This is a genomic window from Lacrimispora sp. 210928-DFI.3.58, from assembly GCF_020554865.1.
Classification (GTDB): domain Bacteria; phylum Bacillota; class Clostridia; order Lachnospirales; family Lachnospiraceae; genus Enterocloster.
In genome coordinates this window covers 103,400-126,409 of record NZ_JAJCIC010000009.1, presented here as the reverse complement: position 1 = coordinate 126,409, position 23,010 = coordinate 103,400, and the positions used below count along the sequence as shown (strand labels likewise).

Here is a 23,010-nt window from a genome sequence, read left to right as displayed (position 1 = left end):
CCCTTTTCAACCGCCCCCATATCACAGGGATATGAGGGCGAATATATCTTTCATCGAATTATTTCAACAAATCTAATGTATATTATCTGTAATCGCTTGTATTATCCTTTGTCACCAGTGTCATAGGGATGTACTGTTCAGGAGCTACCTTGTAGCCGTTGCAGGCAAGCAGGCAGTTGTAGATCGCATTCGCGATCTGGCTCTTCTCCTCCTGGGCGCCTGTGATGAGGATCTCGCCCGCATCAATTGCATCCAGACAGTCGTTGTCCACGTCAAAGGTAATATGGATCATCTCTTCCAGCCTACCTGCAGCCTTGCAGGCTTCCAGAGCGCCCATAGTCATATCCTTATTACAGGACACCACTCCATCAATCTCAGGATAACGCTGCAGGAAGTTTTCCATAACAGTCATGCCCTTCTCACGATTAAAATCGGCAGGCTGAGAATCTAAAAGCTCAATACCGGGGTGTTCTGCAAAAGCATCCTTGTAGCCGTCCACACGCTCTGTAGAGGTAGAGTTACCAGGTGTGCCTTCGATCAGAACCACCTTTCCCTGTCCGTTCAGTGCTTCTGCCATAGCCTGTCCCAGCTGATAGCCTACTGTATAGTTATCAACACCTACCCAGGTCAGCACATTGCCGCCGTATGCCTTCGTATTGGGCGTCGCAATGGGGATACCGGCTGCATTTGCCTTTTCAATTGCAGGAACGATACCTGTCGAATCTGCCGGACAAATCAAGATCGCATCGGCCTCATCCGTGATTGCCTGTTCTACCAGCTGTATCTGCTCCTCTACGCTGTAAGGAGTCTCCGGCCCAATACACTTTATGTTGATATTGGGAACCAGCTTTGCGGCCGCCTCAGCGCCATCGATCATGCTGAGCATGAAGGAGAACTGCATGGATTTCACAATGAATACAAAGTTATAGGTCTTTACGCCATCCATGGAAACCGGCTGTGCTGCGGCCTGATCCTCCTGGGCCGCCGCTGCCTGGGTCTCCGGAGCTGCCGCCATGTTCTGTGAACCCACGGTACAGCCTGCTAAAGAGCTCATGGCTAAAGCTGCTGCCAACATTACTGCTAAAACTTTTTTCATAAAATCTCCTTTCTTTCACAGTCTAAACTTAGATTTGTTGAAATAGATCCATTATTTAAACGGACTTAAATTCCTTTACGGTCTTTACAATAGCCTCCTCCGTAGGGATACGCTCCATACTGGAAGCTCCTACAAAGCCATCGATCTCCGGCAGCAGCGCCTTGAACTCTTTAAAATCCTTTGGAGTAGCCAGGGGACCTCCGTGAGCCAGCCATATGATATCATCTCTTACCGCCTTGCCTGCCTCCATAATGGACCGTGTCAGTTCGGCGGATTCCTCAATCGTCAGGCTCTTCGTAGTTCCGATCATACCTCCTACGGTCAGGCCTACATGGGAAATGATGCAGTCTGCTCCTGCTTCAGCCATGGCCTTTGCTTCCTCCGGTTTAAATACATATACGATCGTAAAGATATCTTTCTCCCTGGCAATGCGCACCATGTCGATCTCTTTTTGGAAGCCCAGGTTAGTCAGCTCAAGCTGCTCTCTGAACTGGCCGTCCACCATACCCATAGTAGGGAAGTTGTTGATACCGCTGAAATTTTCGGTCATCACCCGGTTTAAATGTGTTCCGATCTCCCTGGTCACATCTTGACCAAAGCAGGAGCAGATCACAGGAACATTTTTCACAACCGGAAGCACCTCGTTGGCTCCCATGTTAAAGGCAACCTCATTGGCATTGCCGAAGGCCAGCCAGCCTGATAAGGAGCCATGTCCGCTCATACGGTATTTACCGGAATTAAATACCATCAGCACGTCGGCGCCGCCGGCCTCAATGGCCTTTCCCGTAAGGCCGCTTCCTGCTCCGGCCACAACAATAGGCTCCCCTTTTTCACGGATCGCTCTGAGATAGTTTAACATTTCCTGTCTGCTATACTTTTTTGCCATAATAGAATACCTCTCTTTTTATTATTTTTTACTGCTTATTTTCCATAATGCTTTTTCATCAGCTCGTCCAATATTTCTGCTGCCCGTTCTCCAAAGCCCGGATCGTATAAGTGGCGTTCATCTTCGATCACTGTCACCTTTGTACCCTTCAGCCCTTCCTTCAGCGTATGGAACAGCATCTCATTTGCCTCCGGAAGATAAAAAATATCTCCCGGCTTATCAATGGAAGACAAGCCGCCTTTTGGGATCAGGATGACCACAGGGGTTTCTGCCTTTTTCAGCTTTTCCACTATGAATTGTCCGATCCTTTCATTTTCCTCCACATTCGTCCGCATGGTGGTCATGGTGGGATTGTGATAGTTGAGTATCCTGCCATTTTTGAATTTGTCAGGAAGATCTGCCATAGGAGGCAGTACGATGGTGTCCGCTCCTCCCGGAACAATGACCTGAGGGATCTTCTTCTCAACAGCCGCTTCAAGGCGCCTGGGCCCGGCATTGTGCAGCCCGCCTACCAGATGAGCGCCGATTTCAGCCAGAGTCATATCCAGCACTCCATGGATCACCCCGCCGCGTATCAGATTCTCCATTGCCCTTCCGCCTGCGCCGGAGGCATGGAACACCAATGTCTCATATCCCATTTTCTCCAGGCAGTTTCTGGCCTTTGTCACGCCTTTGGTGGTAGTGCCATACATCGTCTGGCTTACGCGATGTACACTGCAGTCAGCCAGTCTCTCCTTATGCTCCGGGAAACATTCTTTATACCACTGCGCCGACTTCGCGGCTAAAGCTGCGAACCTGTCAAAGATCATTGTCGTCACACAGTTCAAGCCTGCCACATCGGCCATGGAAGGCATCATGGCAATATCGCTGTCCTCTAAATACCACCGGACATTTCCCGCTGCCAACGTGCTGAGCATGAGCTTGGGAAGGCCCAGAGGGAGAGTCCGCATAGTCTGTGTCACAATCTGAGTTCCACCGGCTCCTCCAATACCGATAATGGAATCCACTTCCCCATTTTTAAACTTCTCTCCAACGTATTTCTCTACCAGGTTGGAAGCAGTCTCCACTGCCCTGCCTCTGGGCATCTCATGGATCTGGCTTACCGTAAATCCAGAGCCCCTGCACAGGTCTGCCAGCGAAATATCCGGAACTGCCGTAGGTTCTCCTCCTACTCCTACATCCACAGTGATGCAGTTCGCACCGTTTTTTTCAATCTGTCTCTTGATATAATCAGACTCCACTCCCTTTGTGTCATACGTCGCTATAAAATATACGTTTGATTTCATGCTCCACCCTCCATGCCTTTACCGGCCCTTTTTTTCGCCTTCTGTACTGTCAATTCTTCACATAAGTCGTTCTCGATCTCCATCTTTTTGTTCATCAGGATCTGATTTACAAATACAGCGATTATGATGAGTGCTCCATTTACCAGCGTCTGCAATTCACTTGGAAGCTGCAGGCTGTTCATACCAGACTGAATGGTATATACCACCACAGCTCCGCCAGCTATTCCCCATATATTTCCATATCCGCCGCTCATGGAGAAGCCGCCGATCAGAGAGATCGTGATCGCCTCAAAATGAGCCTTACCAGCCAGTCCTGGTTCTGCAGAGTTTAACCTGGCTACATACATCAAACCCGCAAACGCTGCCATCATAGAACTTAAGCTGTAAACAAGGATCGTCAACCGATCCGTATTGATCCCGGAAAATCTGGCTGCCGTTACGTTTGCCCCGGTAAAATAAATCTTGCGTCCTAAACTGGTATGCTTCAATATCAGATAGAATACAAATAGTGAGAGCGCTGCGATCAGCATGGGGACTGTGATCGTAAAGCCCGCGATCTGAAGTACCCTTCCGGTTGCGATCACACGAAAGCTTTCCTTTAAGGAGTATAAAACCCTGTTTCTCAGATATACCCACGCCAGTCCTCTGCAGGCATACATCATAGCAAAGGTGGCAATGAATGGCGGTATATTCAGCTTTGTGACCATTACTCCGTTCAAAAAGCCGATAAAAGCGCCTAAGGCCAGCACCAGCACCACAGGAACCGCTGCGCTGGTTGCATTATCCTTCAGCAGCATTCCGCCGCACAGCACTGTGGTAAATGCCATAACCGCTCCCATGGAAAGGTTCACGCCTCCCAAAAGAATAACGATCGCCTGGCCGATACCTACAATTACCAGAAAGCTTGCCTGATTAATGATCGTAGAAACATTAGAAGGAGTCAAAAAGTTCACACCATTCGCACCATTGATGATCGTAAAGAAAACCAATACAAACACCATAATGATGATGGTTGATAATCCACATAGCCGGGCGGCCAGGCGCTTTCCCATCCTATTATTCATAACCGCGCCTCCTTTCCGGCAGTCTTTCTGTAAAGCTGCCTTTTCTCAGCCACCGTATTGACGATCTCATTCATGATCATTCCAAATACCAGGATTCCTCCGATCACCACCATAACCACAGAGGTATCGATTCCCCATAAACTCATAGCATTTCTTACCGTATACAGAGTAAGCGCCCCCAGGATCGCACCTGGAACAGAGCCCTTGCCTCCTTTCATGGAGTTTCCACCCAGTACAGCCGCCACAACCGCCTGGAATTCTAATCCATCGCCTACTGTTGGCTGAAGGCTGTTGGTCCGGATCATTACGATCATGCCAGCCAAAGCAGCTAAAAATCCCGAAACAGCATAGATCCCGATCTTCCATTTTACATTGTCGATGCCTGAAAGCCTGGCTGTCTCTTCATTTGCCCCCAGAGCATAAATATTGCTCCCCAGCACAGTCTTTTTAAAAACCAGCAGAACAATGGTCAAAATAATTACTGTCATCAAAAGAAGAGCTGAAATAGACAATATTTGTGCCGGCTTTGGCCCAAAATAAACTGTCAGGACATTGCTTCCCAAAAGCTCTATAAGCCTTGAATGACTTCCCTGCTCCCAAGAAATTGTGCGTTCATTGCTGATAATATTGGCTATGCTCTGTGCGATACCAGAAGCCCCAAATGTAGCGATAAAGGGAGGGACCTTCATTTTTGCCACCACAAAGCCGTTGAACATCCCAAATACTGTTCCGGACAGGATTCCTGCCAGGATTGCCAGGCCTGCATGGACCTGATTCTTCAAAAGAATTGCAATCACAACACCAGTCATAGACACCATCCCGCCCAGCGACAGGTCAATACAGCCTGTCATCAGGCACATGGACATTGCCGCGCTCAGTGTCATCATCACGCAGGCCTGTGTCAGCATTGTAGTAATATTACCAGGTGTAAAAAAATTAGGAACAAGTACCGATGCCAAAACAAATGCAAATAGAAAGACATATGTAGAATTTGGAAGATTTGTTAATCTGAAACTGGCTTTTCCTTTTGTCATAATTCACCCCACCTATACGTTGGAAAATGCCAGATGAAGCACCATGTTCTGATCCACTTCATCCTTATCCACTTCTCCAACCACCCTTCCGCCTGACATGACTTGAATACGGTCACTCATACCGAAGATCTCCGGCATATCTGACGAAATCATTAGTATTGCTGCACCTTCCTCTACAAGCTGATCCATTAATTGATAGATACTGCTTTTCGCACCTACGTCAATTCCTCTGGTGGGTTCGTCAAAAATAAACACCTTAGACTGGGACAACAGCCACTTTGCAATTACTACCTTCTGTTGTGTGCCGCCGCTCAAAAACTTTGTCAGCTTTTCTTGTGTAGATGTGGCGATCTCCAGCTGATCGATATACCCCTGAACCTTCTCCTTCTCCAGCTTGTCGTTAATGATCCCTGATGGATATAATAATTTTAATGAAGATATGACGCTGTTCTCTCTGATATTCAGAGAAAGCGCAAGTCCTTCCAGCTTCCGGTCTTCCGGCAGCAGGCAAAGCCCCATCTTTGCCGCTGCATCAGGCTTACCCGGCGGAACCTTTTTCCCCATAATGTATACCTCCCCCGAAGTATACTTATCGATTCCGAAGGCTGCCCTTACCGTTTCTGTCCTCCCGGCCCCAACCAGGCCAGATACTCCCACGATCTCTCCTGCCCGTACCTTCATGGACACATCCTGGAACTTTGCCCCGCAGAGATTCTTGATCTCAAACAGCACTTCCCCAGGCTGTTTGCGCGTGTGAGGATACAGATTATCAATGGTCCTTCCTGCGATCCCCTCAATAATCTGAGACATATTCATATTCTTAATGTCATCTGTCAGAATATGCTTTCCGTCTCTCATAACGGTTACGCGGTTACCGATCTCAAATAATTCTTCCAGACGGTGCGAGATGTAAAACATTCCCACACCTCTGGACTTTAGGAGCCCTATGATCCGGAACAGTTCCTGGATCTCTGATTCCGTAAGGGAACTGGTAGGTTCATCGAATACTATGACTTTGGCATTTTTCGAAAGAGCTTTTACAATTTCTACCATCTGCTGGGTTCCTACACCCAGATTCTTTACTAAGGTATTTGAGTCAATGTGAATACCCACATCCTTTAAAAGCTCATCCGCTCGTTTTTTCTGAGCTTTCTTATCCACAAATATGCCCTTTTTTATCTCATGCCCTAAAAATATATTGCTCGCGATGGACAACTCTGGAACTAGATTCAGCTCTTGATATATCATGCTGATTCCCATTTCTTCCGATACTTTAGGCGAATTTTTCTCAATCACCTTTCCTTGAAGAACGATCTGTCCGGAATCTGCTGTATACGCACCAGACAATACCTTCATCAGCGTAGATTTTCCCGCACCGTTCTCTCCAACGATCACATGAACTTCTCCCGGATACAGGTCAAAACTCACATCATCAAGGGCTTTCACTCCTGGAAAATATTTTGAGATATTCTTAAATTCCAATAGTTTTTCCATCTGCTCCTCCTTCTTCTATTCTTGCTTGGCTTCTCCCAGGCGAGTTTTCCGCTCTTTATCAATCTTCACTTTCCGAAGGACATCCTCCAGATGCTCATGCATATACCGCTTGGCTTCAGAAGGATTTCTGTTTTTAATGGAAAGATAGATATTGTAATGGAAATCGTGACTTGCATCTTTGCCATGAGTTCTTTGGAAGCCCATGAGCCATACGGTATACATGGTCTCCAGCATTTCTGCGGTTTTGATAAACAGTTCATTTTTTGAGGCCTCTGCTACTGCCCGGTGAAAAGCCATATCATATTGGGCAAACACATCGTCCTGACCGTGCACTGCCTTTTCCGCCATCTCACAGTTTATCCTCATCCGCTCTAAGTCTTCCTCATCCGCCCTTACAGCTGCCAATGCGGCTGCTTCGCTCTCTATACCAATGCGAAATTCTGTAATGCTTTCCAGATCTTTCGAACGCAGCAGCATGGTTGGGAGCAGAGAATTCAGATAGATTCCTGTATTAAGATTGCGCACCTGATAGCCATAGCCCTGCCTGGTCTCAATAATCCCCAAGGCCGTAATCCTGTTTAACGCCTGACGAACGGTATTGCGGCTGACTCCCAATATCTCACACAAGGTATTTTCTGATGGAAGCTTGCTTCCCTCGTCCCACTCACCAGTTGCAATCATATTAATGATCTGATTGTACGCTTCTTCAACAAGATTATTTTTTTCGATTGTATTCATGATCTTATCCACCGTTTCGTTTTTTTTTACATTATAGCAAATGCGGCAATACCGAACAAGCGAGACTAGTACTTTTTTGTAACTTATCACTTATAACTTGTGTTACAACTTGATTCTAGCACACAGAAAAGAGTCTGTCAATATGTTTATTATTTTAAATTTTAAAAAGATAAAAATGTGCATTTTGCCAATATAGTGTGGGGGTTTTACTCTTTTCAGAAAAATGATACACAAAAGAAATGAAAATACGCCCAGATTAATCGTAAAATAAACACAGTGAGCGCAAGACGCCTAATGGGTAAGAGGAAGGGCGGCAGCGGTGGGCCTCGCTGCCGTCCTTCCTCTCACGAACGGATACACCTCCCGCGCGTCCGCGTTCATTTCACAGCCATCTTATTTACACCAGCTCCGCAATCCTGGTGATCCCCACATAAATATGTGAGATCCGATACCAGGTCGCAAAATCCACCACCCCAGTCTGAGGCATTCCAAAAATATTCTGAAACTCCCTCACCGCATTTGCCGTCTGCTGCCCATAGATCCCATCCGCCGAAATCCTGGGGATCGCGCTGTAAACCTCCGCAATGGCATCCAACTGCTCCTGCAGCTGCCTCACCTTATCCCCGGAGCTTCCCACCGTCAAATTATACCCCGGCCAGGACGCCGGGATCCCTGCTATTTGCTCCGCCGTATTCACATACATATTTTCCCCATAAAAATACCGCAGGATCTCGATCGGGCTGTACCCCTGTTCCCCCAGGGAGCAGGAACCCCACTGGGTCATCCAATTCGGACACTGCACCTGCCTCCCGTCACAATACTGGGTCAGTATGGGCTGCCTGACTCCCGGACGCGACAGGTAATTATCAAAGATCTCATCCACCACCTCAGAAATGCTCTGGAAAATATTCCTTCCATAAATCCACTTATGGTCAAAAGCCGTAGAAGACGTGATCGTAAAGTCATATCCCTGATTGCGGTACCACTCCGTATACACCCTGTTCAGAGTAAAAGACATGATCGCCAGCACATTCGCCGTGATCGTGGCCTGAGGCCAGGTGGAATAGATCTCACTGGAGGCCACATTTTTAATATAATCCCTGTAAGGCACATAGTAATCCCTAGCCGTTCTGTCCGTGGGCACCCCGTCGTGTACCACAATGGTCTGGGGCACCACCACCCGGCTTAAGACGATCTCCCCGCTCTCACTTACCGGCTTGATCTCCGCCTCCGCGATCTTCGGCGGATAATTCCCATATAATGTATGCTCCGGTATCACCACCGGCTCCTCCGGCGGAATCCCCCCTGTGTCAGGCGTCATTGCCGCAGGCTGCAGCGCCGTGGAATCAGCCAGGATCTCCGTCCCTGCAATAGCCAGAGGCTGAAATCCTTCCGCCTCCACCAAAATGTTATACTCCGAATAGGGCTGGATCTCACTGGGCTCCAGGCTATATTCCACTGGCGGAGCAGGCAGGGACACCTGCTCCGTCTGCCCGGAGCTGTTGGTCCGTATCTCCTCAATGGGCCTGTCAGGCTCCCCTGTATAGCTGATCGTCACCTTCGCATTCCGGATCGGAAAATTATTCTGGATATTCACCACATTTATCTGCAGCAGGCCTCTGGAGGTTGGTTCTGGATTCGTTGCCATATAAAACCTCATAGCAATATCATTACCTCTAATATAAGCCTCAGCCTGCCAATATATGCCTGTCCCTCAAAACTTCATCCACTTCTTTGCCCGGCCCCTGCCATGCAGGAGCCTTCGCCGCCCATTCCCATACAAAACACGTTTCTTTATACCTCATACCCTTTGATCCGCAGATACGCCTTCACGGTCTCCACTGCTCCGTCTATTCCCATAGCAGCCGTATTGATCATCAGGTCATAATTTTCCACATTCTCCCAGTCCTTCCCCGTATAATACCGGTGATAATCACGGCGTTCACGGTCAATGCGGCGGATATTTTTTTTCACATCCTTGGGATCGTAATACCCCTTTTCCGTGATCCTATTGACCCTGAAATCCATATCCGCATAGATAAACACCCGCACCAGCCCCTCTGTCCCCTCCAGGACATAGTCAGCACACCGCCCAATGATCACACAGTCCTCCGCGGCCGCCAGCTTGCGTATCACCTCTGACTGGAACCGGAACAGGTTGTCCGCTGAAACCAGGTCAGCCCCCAGGGATGGCGCTCCATTTTCCGGTGTCATGCTTTTTACAATCTTGTAAAGCAGCTTATCCCCGGCCCTCTCATCCGCCATATGATAATAGCTCTCCTTGATACCACTCTCATTGGAATTCATGCGCAGGATATTCTTATCATAAAGATCCAGCCCCAGCGCCTCTGCCAGCTGCTTCCCAACCTCATGGCCTCCGCTGCCATACTGCCTGCCAATGGTTAAAATAAGTTTCCTTCCATCCTTCATATACCCGCCTCCCAGTTATGAAAATGTAGAACACCAACAGCCTCTGTTGTCTCAATTATAGCACAGAATCGAGGAATGTTATATAAAATCAGAATATTCTTGACAACATTCTGCTATGGTATTATAATCACTTACAGCGAAATAAGTTCTTCAGGGCAGGGTGCAAGTCCCTACCGGTGGTAAAGCCCACGAGCCGCAAGGTATGATTCGGTGAAACTCCGAAGCCGACAGTATAGTCTGGATGAAAGAAGAGAACATATGGATATCCCTTTATGGGATCGTCCGCATATTTGATTGGTAAACATGCCCTGGAATGAAAAACATCATTCCAGGTTTTTTATTGGAAAATGTCCGGCAGGCAAACCGGTATATCTCCATTTATTTCCTGTTTTCCGATTCAACACATGTATTCCCGCCACAAGCCCTGAACGAACGTTCCGGGCTTTTTTGCTGCCTGCACCTTGCCGCACAATTCTGCAACCGCCCTTTTACAGCTGCACAGGCCAGTGCCTTTTGCCCGGACAAATACACCAGGAGGTATAAATCTATGAATGATACGGATTATATGTCTCTCGCCCTAGCGCTTGCCGTAAAGGGCCGGGGGCGCGTCTCGCCCAATCCCATGGTAGGGGCTGTCATTGTCAAGGATGGCCGCATCATCGGCCAGGGCTATCATGAGGCTTACGGCGGGCTCCACGCGGAGCGCAATGCCCTGGCCTCCTGCACGCAGTCCCCAGAGGGAGCAACCATTTACGTCACCTTAGAGCCCTGCTGCCACCACGGGAAAACGCCGCCCTGTACGGACGCCATTATTGAGCATGGGCTAAGCCGGGTCGTGATCGGGTCCGCGGATCCCAATCCCCTTGTATCAGGAAAGGGCGTCTCTATCCTGAAAGCCCATGGAATTGAAGTGACAGAGGGCGTCCTCCGGGAGGAATGCGATTCCATCAACCCGGTCTTCTTCCACTACATCCGCACCAAACGCCCTTATGTCATTATGAAATATGCCATGACAATGGACGGGAAGATCGCTACCTGGAACGGAAGCTCCCGCTGGATCACCGGAGAGGAAGCCCGCAAAAAGGTCCACCGGGACAGAGGCATCTACAGCGCCATCATGGCCGGTATCGGAACGGTCCTTGCAGACGATCCCCTGCTCACCTGCCGGGAGCCCGGCGGACATACGCCTCTGCGCATTATCTGCGACAGCGGCCTGCGCATGCCCCTTGATTCCAATATCAGCAGGACAGCGCGGGAATTTCCCACTCTCCTTGCCACCTGTGTGAAGGACCAGGATGCGCTCTGTCCATATCTGGATATGGGCTATGAAATCCTCTCCCTGCCGGAGCATGACGGTCACACAGACCTTGCAGCCCTCATGGACGAGCTGGGAAAGCGCGGCATTGACAGTGTTCTTTTAGAAGGCGGCGGGGAGCTCAACTGGTCTGCCCTGCGGGCAGGGATCGTAAACAGGGTACAGGCCTACATTGCCCCAAAGCTCTTCGGAGGCCGGGATGCCAGATCGCCCGTAGGCGGCAGGGGCGTAAATGTGCCGGATGAAGCATTTTCCCTTATTGCCAGATCCGTCACCAGGATCGGGGATGATATCCTGGTGGAGAGCGATGTCCTTCCCTCCATCAATACTACAGATGAAAGGCAGGCAGCACCATGTTCACAGGAATCATAGAAGAAGTCGGCACCGTCCTTTCCGTAAGCCGGGGAGCGCGCTCCTGCTCCATTAAGATCAAAGCCAAAACCGTTACCCAGGGAACAAGCATCGGGGACAGCATTTCCACAAATGGTGTCTGCCTGACGGTCACAGGCCTTATCCCATCAGGCTTCATAGCTGATGTCATGCCGGAGACCATGAACCGCTCCTCCTTAAGCGCCCTGGCTCCCGGAAGCCCCGTCAACCTGGAGCGGGCCATGGCCCTGGGAGGCCGGCTGGGAGGTCACATCGTATCCGGCCATGTGGACGGCACCGGAACCATCACCAATGTGAGACGGGATGACAATGCTGTCTGGTACACCATCTCCGCTCCGTCATCCATCCTACGCCTGACTGTAGAAAAGGGCTCCGTTGCCATTGATGGCATCAGCCTGACCGTGGCACGGACGGGCAGAGAGGATTTCAGCGTTTCCATCATCCCCCACACGGCTGCCTCCACTGCCCTGTCCCGCAAAAAGGCCGGGGACATTGTAAACCTGGAAAATGACTGCATCGGAAAGTATGTGGAACAGCTGCTGTCCTGGGGAAAATTGGAGGCTGCACCCGGATCTTCCATAAAAAAAGAATCCTGCTCCGCAGGATTCTCCGCCTGCGGCGGGTCGCTTCATCGACATAATTCCAAACCGCCTTCCGGGTCCTTCCGGACAGACACAGCCAGCTCAGCGGGCATCACAATGGAAATGCTGCATAAATACGGATTTTAATCATCAAGGAGGTATCCATATGTTTCAGTTCAACACAGTAGAAGAAGCCCTGGAGGATTTAAAACAGGGACGGCTGATCCTTGTGACGGATGACGAGGACAGGGAAAATGAAGGCGATTTTATCTGCGCCGCCCAGTTTGCCACCACAGAAAATGTAAACTTTATGGCAGTACACGGAAAAGGGCTGATCTGCATGCCTATGAGCAGAGAGCTCTGCAAAAAGCTTCAGTTTCCCCAGATGGTAACAGAGAATACGGAAAGCCACGAAACAGCCTTTACGGTTTCCATTGACCACGTGACCACCACCACAGGCATTTCCGCCCAGGAGCGGGGCGTCACGGCCAGAGCCTGTGTTTCGGAGGATGCAAGGCCGGAGGATTTCCGCCGTCCGGGCCATATGTTTCCTCTCATGGCAAAGAAGAACGGCGTCTTAGAGCGTCCCGGACACACGGAGGCCACCGTGGATCTTATGCGCCTGGCAGGGCTTAAGGAATGCGGACTCTGCTGCGAGATCATGCGGGAGGACGGGACCATGATGCGCACCCCGGAGCTCATAGAGCTTGCCCAAAAATGGGATCTCAAGTTCATCACCATCAAGTCCCTCCAGGATTACCGCAAGCGCCATGAAAAGCTGGTTGACTGCGTTGCCGTCACCAATATGCCCACTCGCTTCGGCCTGTTTAAAGCCCACTGCTACGTCAGCCGTCTCACAGGGGAGCATCATGTAGCTCTTGTAAAGGGCGACATTGGAGATGGACAGGACCTGATCTGCCGTGTCCACTCAGAATGCCTGACAGGCGATGCTTTTGGCTCCATCCGCTGTGACTGCGGCCAGCAGCTGGCCGCCGCCATGAGCCGTATTGAGTCGGAGGGAAGAGGAGTCCTCCTCTACATGCGCCAGGAGGGCCGCGGGATCGGCCTGGTAAACAAGCTAAAGGCCTACGAGCTCCAGGACAATGGCATGGACACCCTGGATGCCAACCTGGCCCTGGGCTTTGCGGGAGACTTAAGGGAGTATTTCACCGGGGCTCAGATCTTAAAGGATCTGGGAGCGAAAACCCTGCGGCTTTTAACAAACAATCCCGACAAGGTGTACCAGCTATCCGACTATGGCATCGAGATCAAGGAACGGCTTCCGATCCAGATGGATGCCACTGCTTACGATCTGTTTTACCTGCGCACAAAGCAGCGCCGCATGGGACACATTTTAAACTATTGACAGAAACGCAGCGTTTGCGTTTCCCGCTGCTTCATGGAGCAGGGGACGAGCGAAATAGAAAATAAATGAAACAAAAGGAGAATCAATCATGAACGTATTAGAAGGAAAACTTGTACCGCAGAAGATCAGAGTAGGGATCGTAGCTTCCCGTTTCAATGAATTTATCACCTCAAAGCTGGTAGGCGGAGCCTTAGACGGCCTGAAAAGGCACGATGTGGCAGAGGAGGACATCGATGTGGCGTGGGTTCCGGGCGCCTTTGAGATCCCCCTGATCGCCTCCAAAATGGCGGAAAGCGGCAAGTATGACGCTGTCATCTGCGTAGGCTCCGTTATCCGTGGAAGCACCACGCACTATGACTATGTGTGCAATGAGGTTTCCAAGGGCATTGCCCAGGTATCCTTATCCACCGGCATTCCCGTTATGTTCGGTGTGCTGACAACGGAGAACATTGAGCAGGCCATTGAGAGGGCTGGCTCAAAGGCAGGAAACAAAGGCTATGACTGCGCCCTGGGAGCCATTGAGATGGTGAACCTGATCCGGCAGATCGGATAATGGGGCTTATCTTATAATTCCATCTTCATTTACCACAAGCCCTATCCGCATATCATGCTCTTCCACCGGAATATCCTCCCGCATGAGCCGTTTTCTGCACAGCACTGCCTTTGCCCCTGCTGCCTCCCGCAGATACCTGTCATAATAGCCTCCTCCATAGCCCAGACGTCTTCCGTCTGGGCTGCAGGAAAGGCATGGGATCAGCGAGAGATCGATCTCCTCCGGCCCTATGAGACCTGTCCCCTTTTTCGGCTCCAGTATTCCATAGCTTCCGGGCTCCAGATCCTCTTTTCCGGTTATCCGGCGCACCTCCATGATCCCCTCTGCCACGCATTTAGGCACGCCCACCCGTTTTCCCTGAAAAAGGGCATCCAGAATGAGCGGCATGGTGTTGATCTCATCCTGACGGCCCACAAAGCAGAATATGGTGCCTGCTCTCTGGTATTCCGGCATGGATACAACCTGATCCCGTATAGACTTATCCGCACTTTTGCAGTATTCCTGCCCAAGAGCCTTTACCTCTTCCCTCAGCTTTTTCCTGAACAGCCTCTTCTCCTCTGCCCTCTCCATGCTTCCTCCTGTTCTCTTCCATGTACCTTTGCCGCCAAAAAGCACCACCGCCCAGGCGGTCCGTACTGCTGCGCAAAACAGCATCTCCATGCAGGCCAAAGCAGCCGGATCCTATCCATCCGGCTGCTGCCAATCTTGTTCCTGCTTTCATTTTTCTAAAACCTTCATATTAATCAATAGATGGCCGGCTCCCTCACAAGCATGGTAGGATAGCCCAGATTTCTCACTGTCCGCTCCATCCTCACTGCATTGTCCATATTTAGAAATGCGCCCACGCGTGCCTTGTACAGGCCGTCATCATAGACCAGAAATGCAGGCAGTCCCTTTGTCCGGAGCTCATTCACCAGACGCTCCCCAGGCATCCGGGTGCGGAAGGCCCCCACCTGGACCTGGTAGTAGGCCGTTCTTGCCTCCTCCTGCTCTCGGATCGTCTCTGAGATTCCATCTGCAATTGCCTGGGCAATTGCCTCGAAGTTCTCATCAAAGAAACGGTTGTCTGACGGATTGTCAATAAAACCGGCTTCCACCAGAACAGCCGGCATCTGCGTCCTTCTGAGGACGATCACTCCCGGCCGCTCCTGTATTCCCAAGTCTGCAAAGCCCGTTTCTACCAGCCTCTGCTGGATATTGCCTGCCAGCATGGCCGGAATCCCTGTATCCTCATATACCAGCACGGTTGACCCGCTTCCAGTACCCGGTATGGGCATGGCGTTCCTGTGGATGGATACAAAATAATCCCCCTCAGAACGGTTGGCGATCATGGCCTTTTCCAGAGGCGTGTCAAATACATCCGTTGTCCTGGTATAGACCACATCCACTCCCCTGTTTTCCAGTATATCGCCTATTGCAAGAGCCAGCCGCAGCGTGTCGTCCTTTTCCCGGCGTCCTTCAAATACAGCGCCGGGCTCATCCCCGCCGTGTCCGGCATCGATGATCACACGTTTAACCTCTGCCATATATGCTCTCCTTCACATCATTCCTTACCCTATACCATATGTGAAGATGAGACAAAAGTTGCCAGAAAATCCATTCTGCGCCATTCTACTGAAAGTGAATGAGACAGTACACTAGATTTCTTCCACATCCACTCCTCTGGGGCCTACCTGGGTGGAGAATACGATCTGGGTGCTGGTCTTTCCGAATTTCTGGAGCTGCCCGATAAAGATATCCAGCTCCATGGTGCTCTGGAAGGCCACCTTCAGCAGCATGGAATATTCCCCTGTGACGCAGTTGCACTCCAGCACGTTGGGGACCTCCTGGGCATAGGCATAGAACTTCGGCTTATCCTCAGGAATCACATCCAGATTGATAAATGCCAGAATATGATAGCCCAGCTTCATGGGATCCACTACTGCGTGATAGCCTGAAATGATCCCATCCTTTTCCAGCTTTTCTATCCTGGCTGATACAGCCGGTGATGACAGAAATGTCTTTTCTGCAATGGTTTTCAGGGACATCCTTGCATTGTCCTGAAGCAGCTTTAATATCTTACGGTCGATGTCATCCATGATTTCATGTCCTCCCTATTTTCCGGCACTGTTTCTTCCCATATGCCTGTAAAAACCGCCTATGTAATGAAAAAGCGCCCGAACCTCTGGCCCGAACGCTTTTGCTCGAAAAGAATTATTTTCTTATTGTTGTATAATAAACGTTTTTTTCTTTCTTGTCAACCTGATTTATAAAATTATTTCTTTAATGCTTTCATGCGTTCCACGGCTTCCACCGTATTTTCGTAAGTTCCAAATGCTGTCAGGCGGAAATAGCCTTCTCCGCTGGGGCCAAAGCCGCTGCCCGGAGTGCCTACCACATTGGCTTTTTCCAACAGGTAATCAAAGAACTCCCAGCTGGTCATGCCGTCCTCTACCTTCAGCCACACATAAGGGGAGTTGACGCCGCCAAATACCGTATAGCCAGCCTCCTTTAAGCCGTCATAGATCACCCTTGCATTTTTCTTATAGTAGGCAACCTGTTCCATTACCTGCCTGTTTCCCTCTTCGGAATACACAGCCTCTCCGGCCCTCTGCTCAATATAGGGAGCACCGTTGAATTTGGTGCCGTGGCGGCGGGCCCACAGGGAATGGAGCATCACACCGCCGCAGGTCAGATCCTTCGGCACTACGGTGAAGCCTAAGCGGACTCCGGTAAAGCCAGCCTTCTTTGAGAAGGAGCGGAACTCAATGGCACAGGTGCGTGCTCCCTCGATCTCAAAAATACTGTGGGGCACATCCTCCTCAGAAATATAGGCCTCATACGCTGCATCATAGAGGATAACGGCACCTACCTTGTTGGCATAATCTACCCACACCTTCAGCTGATCCCTGGTGAGAGTGGTTCCGGTAGGGTTGTTCGGCACACAGAGATAGATCAGATCCGGCGTCTCTTCCGGAAGGGCAGGCACAAAGTTATTCTCTGCCGTACAGGGCATATAGATCACATTGCTCCACACGCCTGTCTCGCTGTCATATTCTCCTGTGCGTCCTGCCATGACATTGGAGTCCACATAAACGGGATATACGGGATCGCACACAGCAATACGGCTGTCAGCGCTGAAGATCTCCTGGATATTGCCGCAGTCGCTCTTTGCGCCGTCGGAGACAAAGATCTCATCCGCCTCAATGGGGCAGCCTAAGGCCTTATAGTCCTTCTCAGCGATCACTTCCCGCAGAAAGCCGTAGCCCAGATCAGGGGCATAGCCGTGGAAGGTCTCCTCACGCCCCATCTCGTCAACTGCCTTGTGCATGGCCTCCACAATGGCAGGGGCAATGGGAAGGGTTACATCGCCGATTCCTAAACGGATGATTCTCTTGTCAGGATTGGCCTGCTGGAATGCCGCTACCTTTTTTGCAATAGTGGAAAACAGATAGCTTCCCGGCAGCTTTAAATAGTTTTCGTTGATTTTGAACATAGATCATTTCCTCCTCATTGTCTTTCCTTATGGACCGCCGCAGTGCGGTCCTCGCGGAGTTTCCTATGGAATAAACAGAACACTCCCAGGAACCCCGCACATCCTCGTGCCTGTGGTCCCTGAGAGTATATATTGTATACAATATTTATCCAATTTACCGCCGTGTCAATCATAATATATTTCCGGCGGGATGTCAATACTTCCGCTGAATACTTCCGTGGCCGGACCTGTCATAAACAGATGGCCTGTGACGCGGTCCAGACGTATTTTTAAGCATCCGCCCCGCAGCTTTACCTCAGCCTCATCCTCTGCATAGCCCATGAGAATGGCAGCCATCACACTGGCTGTCGCCCCTGTGCCGCAGGCCCAGGTCTCCCCGCTGCCCCGCTCCCATACGCGCATGTTCAGGTGGCCCTTGTCCACCACCTCTATGAACTCCGTATTCACGCGTTCCGGCTGAAAACGCTCATGGAATTCAAAGGAGGGGCCTATTTTTTCCAGATCCAGCTTTTCGATCCCCTTTGTAAAGCATACGGCATGGGGATTTCCCACATTGATCCCCACAAAGGAGAGACAGCCTGCCTCCGGATCCCTGGGAGCCTCTGCGCTGCCGGCAGATTCCAGGCTCACACCCTCTACCAGGATATCCTCAGGAAGCTCTGAGGTGAGTTCTCCCTTTCCCATATCCACAGTGAGTGAAACGGCTTTTCCATCCTCTACCTGGAGCTCCAGCGTCTTGATCCCGGCCAGGGTTTCTACGGTGATCGTCCTTCTGTCAGGGGGCACCAGGCCATGGTCATAGGCGTATTTGCCCACACAGCGGATGCCATTTCCGCACATCTTGCCTCTGGAACCGTCCGCATTGTACATATCCATCCGGCAGTCTGCCTTTTCGGAAGGGCAGATCAGGATCAACCCATCGGAGCCAATGCCAAAATGTCGGTCGCTGATAAATTCAGATACCTTCCCCGGCTCCTTTACCTCCTCCTCAAAGCAATTTACATAGACATAATCATTGCCGATCCCATGCATTTTTGTAAATTTCATACCAATACCTCACACATGTATTAAACTGATCACCATCTGGGCTGTCTCCACCAGGTTCGTACCGCTGTCCATACTGCATTTCTGTATGTAGCGGTGGGCCTCTGACTCTGTCATGTTATTCCGCTCCATAAGCAGTGCCTTGGCCTCTGCGATCAGCCCCTTCTCCTCCTCACTGCGTTCCTTTGGCTTGCTGCGCTGCTTTCTGCGTATACGCATCTGGGCCTGGACCATCATTTCCAGAGTGCTTAGCAGGTCATGGACCTTTAAGGGCATGGGCAGGCAGATGATATTGCCTTCCGGCTGTCCTCCCCACCGGCTGGGCGAAGAGATGAGCAGCATATCAAAGGTCACCGGCAGGCACTGGCGCAGGTCCTCACACATCATATCCTCAAACCGATAACCGCTGACCACAATGCCGCTGCTCAAGCTGTCGGCCGCGGAGATCGTTTGAGCGCCGGATGTACAGACAGCGACTACCTGATATCCGTTTCTCATTAAAATGCCCTTTATGTTCTTTCCATCCTCCGGCTTGGAGAACGCTACAATAATATTAGTCACATGTCTCACCTCCATGCAGGCGTTTTCCGATAAACGGCATCAATATTTGTACAGATACTCGCTTACCTCCCAGTCTGTGACCTGGGCTCTGAAGTCCCTCCACTCCTTTTTCTTTGCTTTGAGGTACTTTTTATAGACATGCTCTCCTAATACTTCTTTCATAAACGAATTTCCGTCAAAGGCTTCGATGGCATCCCCCAGTGTCTCCGGGATCCTCTCCACGCTGCGGCGCTTAAGCTCCTCCGGCTCCATAGAGAACAGATTACCCTCCACACAGGTCGGAAGCTCCATCTCATGCTCAATGCCGTCCAGTCCCGCACACAGGCAGGCTGCCAAAGCAAGATAGGGATTCATGGCAGAATCCGGGCAGCGCAGCTCGATCCTTGTATGCTCTCCTCTGGGAGACGGAATACGGATAAGGGAGCTCCTGTTGGAGGTGGAAGACCAGGCAATGTAGATAGGCGCATCATACCCCGGTATCAGCCTCTTGTAGGAATTTACAAGGGGATTGGTCAGTATGGTCATGGATTTCATGTGATGGAGGATACCTGCCATAAACTGGTATGCCAGCTTGCTTAAGGCCTTTGGGTCATTCTCATCGGCAAACAGGTTCCGGCCATTTTCATCGGAAAGGGACATGTTGATGTGCATGCCGGAGCCGTTTACACCCTCCTTGGGCTTTGGCATAAAGGTGGCATGGAGTCCGTGGCGCTTTGCAATGGTCTTTGCCGCCATTTTAAAGGTCATAATATTGTCTGCCGCCTTTAAGGCCTCAGAATACTGGAAATCGATCTCATGCTGGGCCGGAGCGATCTCATGGTGGCTGGCTTCCACCTGAAAGCCCATATCCTCCAGGTTCAGCACAATATCCCTGCGGACATTTTCCGCCAGATCAATGGGGGAGACGTCAAAATATCCGGCCATCTCATGGGTATTGGTGGTAGGACGGCCCTCCTCATCGGTGTGGAACAAAAAGAATTCGCATTCCGGTCCTACCTGGAAGGTATAGCCCATATCGGCGGCCTTCTTTACCGCCCGCTTTAGCACATTCCTGGGATCGCCTGAAAATGGCGTGCCGTCCGGATTGTACACATCACAGATAAACCTGGCTACCTTGCCCTGCTGAGGCCTCCAGGGGAATATCTCAAAGGTATCAAGATCCGGATACAGGTACATATCGGACTCATCGATCCTTACAAATCCTTCAATGGCGGAACCGTCAAACATGCATTTGTTATCCAGAGCCTTTTCTAACTGGCTGGATGTGACTGCCACATTTTTCAGCTGGCCGAAGATATCCGTAAACTGAAGGCGGATAAACTCCACATCCTCCTCTTCCACAATACGGATAATGTCATCTTTACTGTATTTGCTCATTTCCAATCTCCTTCTCTTGCAACTGCTGGACGTTTCAAACACATAGAGGCGGGACCTCTGAAAGGTGCCCGCCCCTTTTCCGGCAACTATAATAGAAACAACTTTTGGACGCACTGCTTGTAGCTATAAAAAATATAACAGCTGGTTTTTTATTTGTCAATCGTCACCTTTGCCTAAGTTTTATGCCAGTTTCTTAAAATTTTTCATTTTACCGCCTTCAGCTGTTCTGTGAAACTGCTTCCTAACCTCATGCTTCCCACATAGCCCACGTCCCCTGTCATAAGAACAGTTCCGTCCTCCTCGATCTCCACCTCCAGGGTTCCGCCGGGCATCTGCACAATGACCTTCGGATCGGTCAGGCCCAGCCTGTAGGAGGCAGCTGCCGCTGCACAGCAGCCAGTGCCGGAGGCCAGGGTATAGCCTGCTCCCCGCTCATAGACCTCTGTCTGGATATGGGTCCTGTCTAACACCTTCATGATCTGTGTGTTGATCTTCTCAGGGAACTGGCGGGCTGTCTCGGAATATTTTCCGATCCTGCAGACCAGGTCCTTGGAGATCTCATCCATGAAGATCACGCAGTGGGGATTCCCAATGGAGAGGCAGGTCACAGGATAAGGTATCCTGCCAAATACCATGGTCTCGTTGATGATCTCCCTGCGTGGACCGGTTACAGGCACATCATCGCTCCAGAAGGACACCTTTCCCATGGAGGCCTTCAGCCTTGTGCCCTCCTCATTGAGATAGTGGACCGATGACTGGCCCTCACTGGAATGGATGGTAAAATCCTTTTTCTGCACATAGCCCGCATCCTTCAGATATTTTGCAAAGATCCGCAGGCCGTTTCCGCTCCTCTCCGTCACGCTTCCGTCCGGGTTCCATACGATCATGGAAATGCGGTCCTCCTCTATAATAGGTCCCTCCAGCACCCCGTCAGCGCCCACGCCAAAATTCCTGTTGCACAGAAGCTGCACTCTCTCAGGAGTCAGTTCCAGCCTATTTTTATTGGGATCATATACCAGATAATCATTTCCCAGCCCATGGTATTTTTCTATCACTAATTTCATGTTCCACCGCACCCTTCTTCTGTTCTTGATTGTATGTATCTGTTTTTCATTTTATCAGGCATTTTTTCATAAAAATATCAATATATTGCTGTTTTATATTGCAAATTATGCTATCATATCTTTGATGATACCAGAGTCAAACTGGCCCCTGCATCTTTTGGAGGTAAAAAATGCTGTATACAGATGATGCGCCGTCTTTCCAGAAAAAGGGATTTTTAGAGGAGGAGTTCCGCCTCTTCCACATAAGGGACCACAGCAGGAGAAGCTATGACTTCCATTACCATGATTTCTTAAAGATCATGGTACTCCTTGAGGGCAGGGTGGACTATGTCATTGAGGGGCGCTCCTATACCCTGGCCCCCTATGATCTTGTGCTGGTAGACCGGGGCGAGATCCACCGTCCTGAGGTGGACCCCTCCTTTCCCTATGAGCGGACGATCCTCTACCTGTCCCCGGATTTTATGGAGCAGTCCGGCGTCTCCTTAAATACCTGCTTTCAGACTGCGGCCTACCGCCATTCCAGCGTGCTCCGCATAAAGGATGATGCCCGCCAGCCTCTTTTCTCCTTGCTTCGGCGGCTGGAAAAGGCGATCCAGCACCAAAAGGAGGAGTTTGCAGGCCCCCTCTATGTCCGGCTTCTCTGCCTGGAATTTCTGGTAGAGTTAAACCGCGTCTGCCTGGCCCCTGCTTCCCAGTACCTGGCCTCCGGCAGCCTGGATTACCGTGTCTCCGGGCTCATTGCCTATATCAATGAGCATCTTTCCGAGGACTTAAGCATCCCCCTCCTCTCCGACCGCTGCTGCTTAAGTCCCTATCATATGATGCGCATTTTTAAGGAAGAAACAGGCTATACCATCGGCAGCTACATCACAGAAAAACGCCTCATGCGGGCAAGAGACCTGTTATCCGGGGGGATGGGAGCCACAGAAACCTGCTTTATGTGCGGCTTTCGGAATTATTCCACTTTCCTGCGGGCTTACAAACGGCGGTTCGAGGAGCTGCCTCGCAGAAGCTTGAAAAATCAAGGTTGAAAAAACAAATTTCATGTGATATGATAATCTTGAATTGAATAGTAATTCGATACGATACAAGAAGTGCAGGTCTGCAATCTGATACGATACAGAATGCCGGCACCTTTTGTATCATTTTTTTTGCGTATACAAAAGGTATACGCTTTTTTATTACGAAGTATCCAGTAAAACGCGCCAGTGACGCGTTTTATCGGATTGTCGGAAAACAGTAGGAGGTAATGATCA

At 50.3% G+C, this 23,010-nt stretch carries 22 protein-coding genes and 1 riboswitch; of the genes, 5 read left to right on the top strand and 17 right to left on the bottom strand.

The annotated features are described in order from the left end of the window. Positions 1 to 82 precede the first annotated feature (82 nt). The 9 genes from LIZ87_RS08020 to LIZ87_RS07980 form a co-directional block, all read right to left on the bottom strand. Positions 83 to 1,096: a sugar ABC transporter substrate-binding protein gene (locus LIZ87_RS08020; protein WP_178313906.1), complete on the bottom strand. Its 1,014-nt coding sequence runs from the start codon at positions 1,094 to 1,096 to the stop codon at positions 83 to 85. 55 nt (positions 1,097 to 1,151) lie between these two features. Then, entirely contained in the window at positions 1,152 to 1,982 is an 831-nt protein-coding gene (locus LIZ87_RS08015; protein ID WP_178313904.1) for a phosphoenolpyruvate hydrolase family protein, read from the bottom strand. 35 nt (positions 1,983 to 2,017) lie between these two features. Continuing rightward, complete coding sequence (locus tag LIZ87_RS08010) at positions 2,018 to 3,268, bottom strand: Tm-1-like ATP-binding domain-containing protein (protein ID WP_227146218.1); 1,251 nt, start codon at positions 3,266 to 3,268, stop codon at positions 2,018 to 2,020. Next, on the bottom strand, positions 3,265 to 4,332 hold the full coding sequence (locus LIZ87_RS08005; protein ID WP_227146216.1) for an ABC transporter permease: 1,068 nt from the start codon (positions 4,330 to 4,332) through the stop codon (positions 3,265 to 3,267). The genes LIZ87_RS08010 and LIZ87_RS08005 overlap by 4 nt, the downstream gene beginning before the upstream one ends. Continuing rightward, positions 4,329 to 5,366, bottom strand: coding sequence for an ABC transporter permease (locus LIZ87_RS08000; protein WP_178314063.1), 1,038 nt, complete (start codon positions 5,364 to 5,366; stop codon positions 4,329 to 4,331). Before LIZ87_RS08000 ends, LIZ87_RS08005 begins: the two co-directional genes overlap by 4 nt. Before the next feature lie 12 nt (positions 5,367 to 5,378). Continuing rightward, positions 5,379 to 6,860 carry a sugar ABC transporter ATP-binding protein gene (locus LIZ87_RS07995; RefSeq protein WP_227146214.1) on the bottom strand — a complete coding sequence of 494 codons (1,482 nt, stop codon included), beginning with the start codon at positions 6,858 to 6,860 and terminating at the stop codon, positions 5,379 to 5,381. Between the two features lie 15 nt (positions 6,861 to 6,875). Next, positions 6,876 to 7,598 carry a FadR/GntR family transcriptional regulator gene (locus LIZ87_RS07990; RefSeq protein WP_227146212.1) on the bottom strand — a complete coding sequence of 241 codons (723 nt, stop codon included), beginning with the start codon at positions 7,596 to 7,598 and terminating at the stop codon, positions 6,876 to 6,878. Between the two features lie 397 nt (positions 7,599 to 7,995). Next, on the bottom strand, positions 7,996 to 9,246 hold the full coding sequence (locus LIZ87_RS07985; RefSeq protein ID WP_227146209.1) for a peptidoglycan-binding domain-containing protein: 1,251 nt from the start codon (positions 9,244 to 9,246) through the stop codon (positions 7,996 to 7,998). A gap of 146 nt (positions 9,247 to 9,392) precedes the next feature. Further along, entirely contained in the window at positions 9,393 to 10,028 is a 636-nt protein-coding gene (locus LIZ87_RS07980; RefSeq protein WP_227146207.1) for a cytidylate kinase-like family protein, read from the bottom strand. Positions 10,029 to 10,170: 142 nt separating this feature from the next. Further along, a riboswitch (FMN riboswitch) is annotated at positions 10,171 to 10,285 on the top strand. A gap of 290 nt (positions 10,286 to 10,575) precedes the next feature. Between LIZ87_RS07980 and ribD the strand changes: the two genes are divergently transcribed. From ribD to ribH, 4 genes are all read left to right on the top strand, one after another. Beyond that, positions 10,576 to 11,715 (top strand): bifunctional diaminohydroxyphosphoribosylaminopyrimidine deaminase/5-amino-6-(5-phosphoribosylamino)uracil reductase RibD, encoded by a 1,140-nt coding sequence (gene ribD, locus LIZ87_RS07975; protein WP_178316901.1) that lies wholly within the window; start codon positions 10,576 to 10,578, stop codon positions 11,713 to 11,715. After that, on the top strand, positions 11,697 to 12,461 hold the full coding sequence (locus LIZ87_RS07970; RefSeq protein WP_227146205.1) for a riboflavin synthase: 765 nt from the start codon (positions 11,697 to 11,699) through the stop codon (positions 12,459 to 12,461). The genes ribD and LIZ87_RS07970 overlap by 19 nt, the downstream gene beginning before the upstream one ends. Positions 12,462 to 12,480: 19 nt before the next feature. Next, the gene (locus LIZ87_RS07965) at positions 12,481 to 13,680 is read left to right on the top strand and encodes a bifunctional 3,4-dihydroxy-2-butanone-4-phosphate synthase/GTP cyclohydrolase II (protein ID WP_227146203.1); all 1,200 of its coding nucleotides are present in this window, start codon (positions 12,481 to 12,483) and stop codon (positions 13,678 to 13,680) included. 88 nt (positions 13,681 to 13,768) lie between these two features. Then, positions 13,769 to 14,233: a 6,7-dimethyl-8-ribityllumazine synthase gene (gene ribH, locus LIZ87_RS07960; RefSeq protein WP_227146201.1), complete on the top strand. Its 465-nt coding sequence runs from the start codon at positions 13,769 to 13,771 to the stop codon at positions 14,231 to 14,233. Positions 14,234 to 14,239: 6 nt separating this feature from the next. Here the strand turns inward: ribH and LIZ87_RS07955 are convergent, their stop codons facing one another. The 8 genes from LIZ87_RS07955 to dapF (LIZ87_RS07920) form a co-directional block, all read right to left on the bottom strand. Continuing rightward, the gene (locus LIZ87_RS07955; RefSeq protein WP_227146199.1) at positions 14,240 to 14,893 is read right to left on the bottom strand and encodes a 5-formyltetrahydrofolate cyclo-ligase; all 654 of its coding nucleotides are present in this window, start codon (positions 14,891 to 14,893) and stop codon (positions 14,240 to 14,242) included. An 83-nt stretch (positions 14,894 to 14,976) separates the two neighbouring features. Beyond that, positions 14,977 to 15,759 (bottom strand): N-acetylmuramoyl-L-alanine amidase, encoded by a 783-nt coding sequence (locus LIZ87_RS07950; protein WP_227146197.1) that lies wholly within the window; start codon positions 15,757 to 15,759, stop codon positions 14,977 to 14,979. A gap of 111 nt (positions 15,760 to 15,870) precedes the next feature. Further along, positions 15,871 to 16,311, bottom strand: coding sequence for an Lrp/AsnC family transcriptional regulator (locus LIZ87_RS07945; RefSeq protein ID WP_227146195.1), 441 nt, complete (start codon positions 16,309 to 16,311; stop codon positions 15,871 to 15,873). A gap of 176 nt (positions 16,312 to 16,487) precedes the next feature. Then, a complete protein-coding gene (locus tag LIZ87_RS07940; protein WP_227146194.1) occupies positions 16,488 to 17,708 on the bottom strand; it encodes an LL-diaminopimelate aminotransferase in 1,221 nt (406 codons plus the stop codon). Between the two features lie 165 nt (positions 17,709 to 17,873). Beyond that, positions 17,874 to 18,755 carry a diaminopimelate epimerase gene (dapF, locus tag LIZ87_RS07935; RefSeq protein ID WP_178315605.1) on the bottom strand — a complete coding sequence of 294 codons (882 nt, stop codon included), beginning with the start codon at positions 18,753 to 18,755 and terminating at the stop codon, positions 17,874 to 17,876. A 9-nt stretch (positions 18,756 to 18,764) separates the two neighbouring features. Continuing rightward, on the bottom strand, positions 18,765 to 19,313 hold the full coding sequence (locus tag LIZ87_RS07930) for an ANTAR domain-containing response regulator (protein WP_178315607.1): 549 nt from the start codon (positions 19,311 to 19,313) through the stop codon (positions 18,765 to 18,767). A 39-nt stretch (positions 19,314 to 19,352) separates the two neighbouring features. Further along, positions 19,353 to 20,690 (bottom strand): type I glutamate--ammonia ligase, encoded by a 1,338-nt coding sequence (gene glnA, locus LIZ87_RS07925; RefSeq protein WP_178315609.1) that lies wholly within the window; start codon positions 20,688 to 20,690, stop codon positions 19,353 to 19,355. Between the two features lie 203 nt (positions 20,691 to 20,893). Next, on the bottom strand, positions 20,894 to 21,754 hold the full coding sequence (gene dapF, locus LIZ87_RS07920) for a diaminopimelate epimerase (protein ID WP_178315611.1): 861 nt from the start codon (positions 21,752 to 21,754) through the stop codon (positions 20,894 to 20,896). 170 nt (positions 21,755 to 21,924) lie between these two features. Here dapF (LIZ87_RS07920) and LIZ87_RS07915 point away from each other — a divergent pair, with 170 nt between their 5' ends. After that, positions 21,925 to 22,785 carry an AraC family transcriptional regulator gene (locus LIZ87_RS07915; RefSeq protein WP_178315613.1) on the top strand — a complete coding sequence of 287 codons (861 nt, stop codon included), beginning with the start codon at positions 21,925 to 21,927 and terminating at the stop codon, positions 22,783 to 22,785. Positions 22,786 to 23,010: the final 225 nt, after the last annotated feature.

Coding starts and splice junctions, on each gene's coding strand:
- LIZ87_RS08020 (WP_178313906.1), bottom strand. CDS start 1,096: ATGAAAAAAGTTTTAGCAGTAATGTTGGCAGCAGCTTTAGCCATGAGC.
- LIZ87_RS08015 (WP_178313904.1), bottom strand. CDS start 1,982: ATGGCAAAAAAGTATAGCAGACAGGAAATGTTAAACTATCTCAGAGCG.
- LIZ87_RS08010 (WP_227146218.1), bottom strand. CDS start 3,268: ATGAAATCAAACGTATATTTTATAGCGACGTATGACACAAAGGGAGTG.
- LIZ87_RS08005 (WP_227146216.1), bottom strand. CDS start 4,332: ATGAATAATAGGATGGGAAAGCGCCTGGCCGCCCGGCTATGTGGATTA.
- LIZ87_RS08000 (WP_178314063.1), bottom strand. CDS start 5,366: ATGACAAAAGGAAAAGCCAGTTTCAGATTAACAAATCTTCCAAATTCT.
- LIZ87_RS07995 (WP_227146214.1), bottom strand. CDS start 6,860: ATGGAAAAACTATTGGAATTTAAGAATATCTCAAAATATTTTCCAGGA.
- LIZ87_RS07990 (WP_227146212.1), bottom strand. CDS start 7,598: ATGAATACAATCGAAAAAAATAATCTTGTTGAAGAAGCGTACAATCAG.
- LIZ87_RS07985 (WP_227146209.1), bottom strand. CDS start 9,246: ATGGCAACGAATCCAGAACCAACCTCCAGAGGCCTGCTGCAGATAAAT.
- LIZ87_RS07980 (WP_227146207.1), bottom strand. CDS start 10,028: ATGAAGGATGGAAGGAAACTTATTTTAACCATTGGCAGGCAGTATGGC.
- ribD (WP_178316901.1), top strand. CDS start 10,576: ATGAATGATACGGATTATATGTCTCTCGCCCTAGCGCTTGCCGTAAAG.
- LIZ87_RS07970 (WP_227146205.1), top strand. CDS start 11,697: ATGTTCACAGGAATCATAGAAGAAGTCGGCACCGTCCTTTCCGTAAGC.
- LIZ87_RS07965 (WP_227146203.1), top strand. CDS start 12,481: ATGTTTCAGTTCAACACAGTAGAAGAAGCCCTGGAGGATTTAAAACAG.
- ribH (WP_227146201.1), top strand. CDS start 13,769: ATGAACGTATTAGAAGGAAAACTTGTACCGCAGAAGATCAGAGTAGGG.
- LIZ87_RS07955 (WP_227146199.1), bottom strand. CDS start 14,893: ATGGAGATGCTGTTTTGCGCAGCAGTACGGACCGCCTGGGCGGTGGTG.
- LIZ87_RS07950 (WP_227146197.1), bottom strand. CDS start 15,759: ATGGCAGAGGTTAAACGTGTGATCATCGATGCCGGACACGGCGGGGAT.
- LIZ87_RS07945 (WP_227146195.1), bottom strand. CDS start 16,311: ATGGATGACATCGACCGTAAGATATTAAAGCTGCTTCAGGACAATGCA.
- LIZ87_RS07940 (WP_227146194.1), bottom strand. CDS start 17,708: ATGTTCAAAATCAACGAAAACTATTTAAAGCTGCCGGGAAGCTATCTG.
- dapF (WP_178315605.1), bottom strand. CDS start 18,755: ATGAAATTTACAAAAATGCATGGGATCGGCAATGATTATGTCTATGTA.
- glnA (WP_178315609.1), bottom strand. CDS start 20,690: ATGAGCAAATACAGTAAAGATGACATTATCCGTATTGTGGAAGAGGAG.
- dapF (WP_178315611.1), bottom strand. CDS start 21,754: ATGAAATTAGTGATAGAAAAATACCATGGGCTGGGAAATGATTATCTG.
- LIZ87_RS07915 (WP_178315613.1), top strand. CDS start 21,925: ATGCTGTATACAGATGATGCGCCGTCTTTCCAGAAAAAGGGATTTTTA.